We start from the raw sequence: 2932 nt of genomic DNA, 5'->3' as shown, positions 1-2932 counted from the left end.
CCCACACCCCACACCCTACACCCCACACCCCACACCCCACACCCTACACCCCACACCCCACACCCCACACCCTACTTTAATTGGTTTAATAATTGTTGTGTCACCACATCGGGATGCTGCGCTTCCATGATGGCCCGGACTACAGCTACCTGTTGCGCTCCTGCCTCTAAAACCTCTTTAATGTTACTACTATCAATACCACCGATCGCAAACCAGGGTAAAGGGCAATTTTCCCGCGCATAACGGACATATTCCAATCCTGCCGGGGTTTTTCCTGCTTTGGTGGGGGTGGCATAAACCGGCCCGACTCCCACATAATCGGCCTTTTCTTGGATTGCTTTGGCCATCTCTTGGGGATTAGTGGTGGACCGGCCGATAATTGCCCCAGGACCGAGAAATTGCCGCGCTAGGGAAATCGGTACATCCTGTTGACCGAGATGAACACCATCGGCATGAATGGCCTGAGCAATATCGACGCGATCGTTCATAATAAACAAAGCATCGTAACGGTGGCATAACTCACACAGTTTAGCGGCTTCTTCTAAACGAATGGTATCAGCGGCGGTTTTATGGCGGTACTGCACCAATTTTAACCCCCCTTTTAGGGCTAATTCGACGATTTCTAGCAGATTTTCGGCAGGAGAAGTGACTAGATAGAGGGGAGATGCTTGCAGTTTTTCCAGAGGTGGCGAGATTAATAGTTTACTCTCTAGCTGATAAACCCGATAGCGCAGCTGTTTACAGGCTATCCCTAGCTCCAGATCATAGAGTTTACCGTATTCTTCTAAAACCCTAAAAGCCTCCTGTACGCGAGCGAGATTGGCCTGCAGCAGTCCCTCGACAGTCTCCCGGATTTCTTCCCTGGGATGGCTTAAATCCCTGCCGATATCGCCGGCCGTGTCCCGATGTCGTTTAAGATCGATCGAGTGCCAACTAGCCAACTGATGGCGCATTTCTTTACATTCTTGGGCTAAATCGGGATTATCTAAGCCAAAACGACACCATTCTTCGATAATTCGCAGTCCTTCTCTGGCGCGGTCAAGGTTAGCATCGAGAATCCGTTTAATCGCCGTGGTTTCTAGTTTCATTTGCCGTTAATGTGGATGTCAATATAGCCGTCAGCCAATTTGATCCCCCTCAATCCAGCTTGGAAAAGGGAACTTTCCTGGTTTTCCCCCCTTTTTTAAGGGGGGCAAGGGGTAGGGTTGATTCATGAATCAACCCTACCTTGAATCAACCCTAGGGCAAGGGGGGATCATATTCTCTTTATCATCTCAAATATTACTATTCTTGGCCCTGGTTCGGGGAACAGTAGAGGCGGCATCAGACAGGCAACAAAGAGGGAGGAGAAACCCAGGCCAAGGATAATTTTAAGCCACACGGACATCCTTAAGCGCCCCTAGGTATTCTAGTAATTGCTGATGAGCCGGGTTATGTAGTGGGTAGAGATGATCGTAACAGATGGTGACGAGGGCTTGCAGATCGTCCACTAAATCCTCAGCTGCAATGGATTCCTGGGGTTGATTGAGGATAATGACTTGGATTTTGAAGAGACGGCACAAACCCAAAATAAAATCATGACAAAAGAGACTAATAGTTTCCGCATGGGTTAAAACTAGACATTTCACCTCACCCTGACAAATCATCTTCACTAGACGCATAAAATTAGGGTGATTGTGGCTGACTCCGTCGCCGATATCGGTGAGAATTTCAAAGGGTTGACCCTGCTGATGGCAAAATTCTTCTAACGCTTTTATCTGGGTGTCTAATTGGGGTTTTTGTTCAGGTCGATTAACACGAGCATAGCCAATAATCAATGGGGTTGCTTGACCAGATTGTAAGAGATCTTCCGGTCGAAATCGGCGATGACCGCCGCGGGTACGAATTGAGACAATTTTACCCTGTTGTTCCCAGCGCCGGAGGGTTTTAATGCTAACTCCGAGTAAATCGGAAGCTTCTCGAATAGTGATGAGGGTATTCATATAATAAGCTGTTAAGTAGGGTTTGCGGCAAAAAGTTTGTTGGTGGGGCTAGGAGACAGGAGACAGGAGACAGCTTTTGTGTATTCTCCCCACTTGCCACTTGCCACTTTTAAGTCAGGAGTCAGTAAGAATTGCGGCAATTTACATTTCTTAAGATAGAGAACAGAATTTATGTCCGACTACTTAACTTAACCCAGTTTTAATTAAAGAAATTTCTCGAGAGAGAATCGTCCAACTTTAGACAGTCAGTTGTCCACTTTTATACTGCCATTGCCCTACGCTGGTAACTATAGATGATTTAGGAAAATTAGTCATACCTCTTTAGATAGAGATATTCAACGGGATTTTTGGTCTTTCTAAAACCTGAGTTTGTCCGGGGGTTTTGGGGTGACATTTTTGTGGGAGCAAAAGGAAGTTACTGTAGGGATGAATTGCCTTCCCCCCGTTTTCCCCGTTAGGGAGTTGATTGCCATCGAACTCCAGTTTTGACTGTCAAGACTGTTAAGTTTTATACATTGTACCTCTCTTGATTAAGTTTTGTAAAGAATTGAGAGATTTTTTTTAAGTAGGGTTTGCGGCAAAAAGTTTTTCAGCAAACCCTAGGTACTGTCGAAAAATAATTTTGGTTCTTCGGTTTGTCTTATGCAACGTACAGGATTATAAGGAATGAAACCCTTATAGAGAAAGACATTTGGCGATTTTTGTCAATTGTTTGCGATCTGGAGCGAACTAATCAATTAAATCTCTTGCCAGATAAGGATTTAGTCGATTTATGCCCCCCTATCGAACCATACCAAGTAACGAAGAACCAGGATTTCTACTGTTGGGTATTCCTTTTTATATTCTCCTTCTACTGATAGAGAAGTCGAATCTAAATGGGAGTTCTCGGTTGCTACACCAAATTTTTTCACGGCCGCTAAACTAATCAGTAGGAAAATGACCGAAACATT

General features: G+C 45.2%; 3 protein-coding genes. 1 reads left to right on the top strand and 2 read right to left on the bottom strand.

Features of this window, described 5'->3' with window-relative positions; all coding sequences use genetic code 11:
* Positions 1-71: 71 nt before the first annotated feature.
* Entirely contained in the window at positions 72-1088 is a 1017-nt protein-coding gene (locus PX481_RS04725; RefSeq protein ID WP_061431968.1) for a thiamine phosphate synthase, read from the bottom strand.
* Positions 1089-1370: 282 nt separating this feature from the next.
* Complete coding sequence (locus tag PX481_RS04720) at positions 1371-1982, bottom strand: IS607 family transposase (RefSeq protein ID WP_288093814.1); 612 nt, start codon at positions 1980-1982, stop codon at positions 1371-1373.
* A gap of 635 nt (positions 1983-2617) precedes the next feature.
* On the opposite strand from PX481_RS04720, the gene PX481_RS04715 reads away from it, so the two are divergent.
* Entirely contained in the window at positions 2618-2839 is a 222-nt protein-coding gene (locus PX481_RS04715; RefSeq protein WP_288093812.1) for a hypothetical protein, read from the top strand.
* Positions 2840-2932 lie beyond the last annotated feature (93 nt).

The organism is Microcystis sp. M53603_WE2 (assembly GCF_030065435.1).
This window is presented reverse-complemented; position numbering and strand designations above follow the sequence as displayed.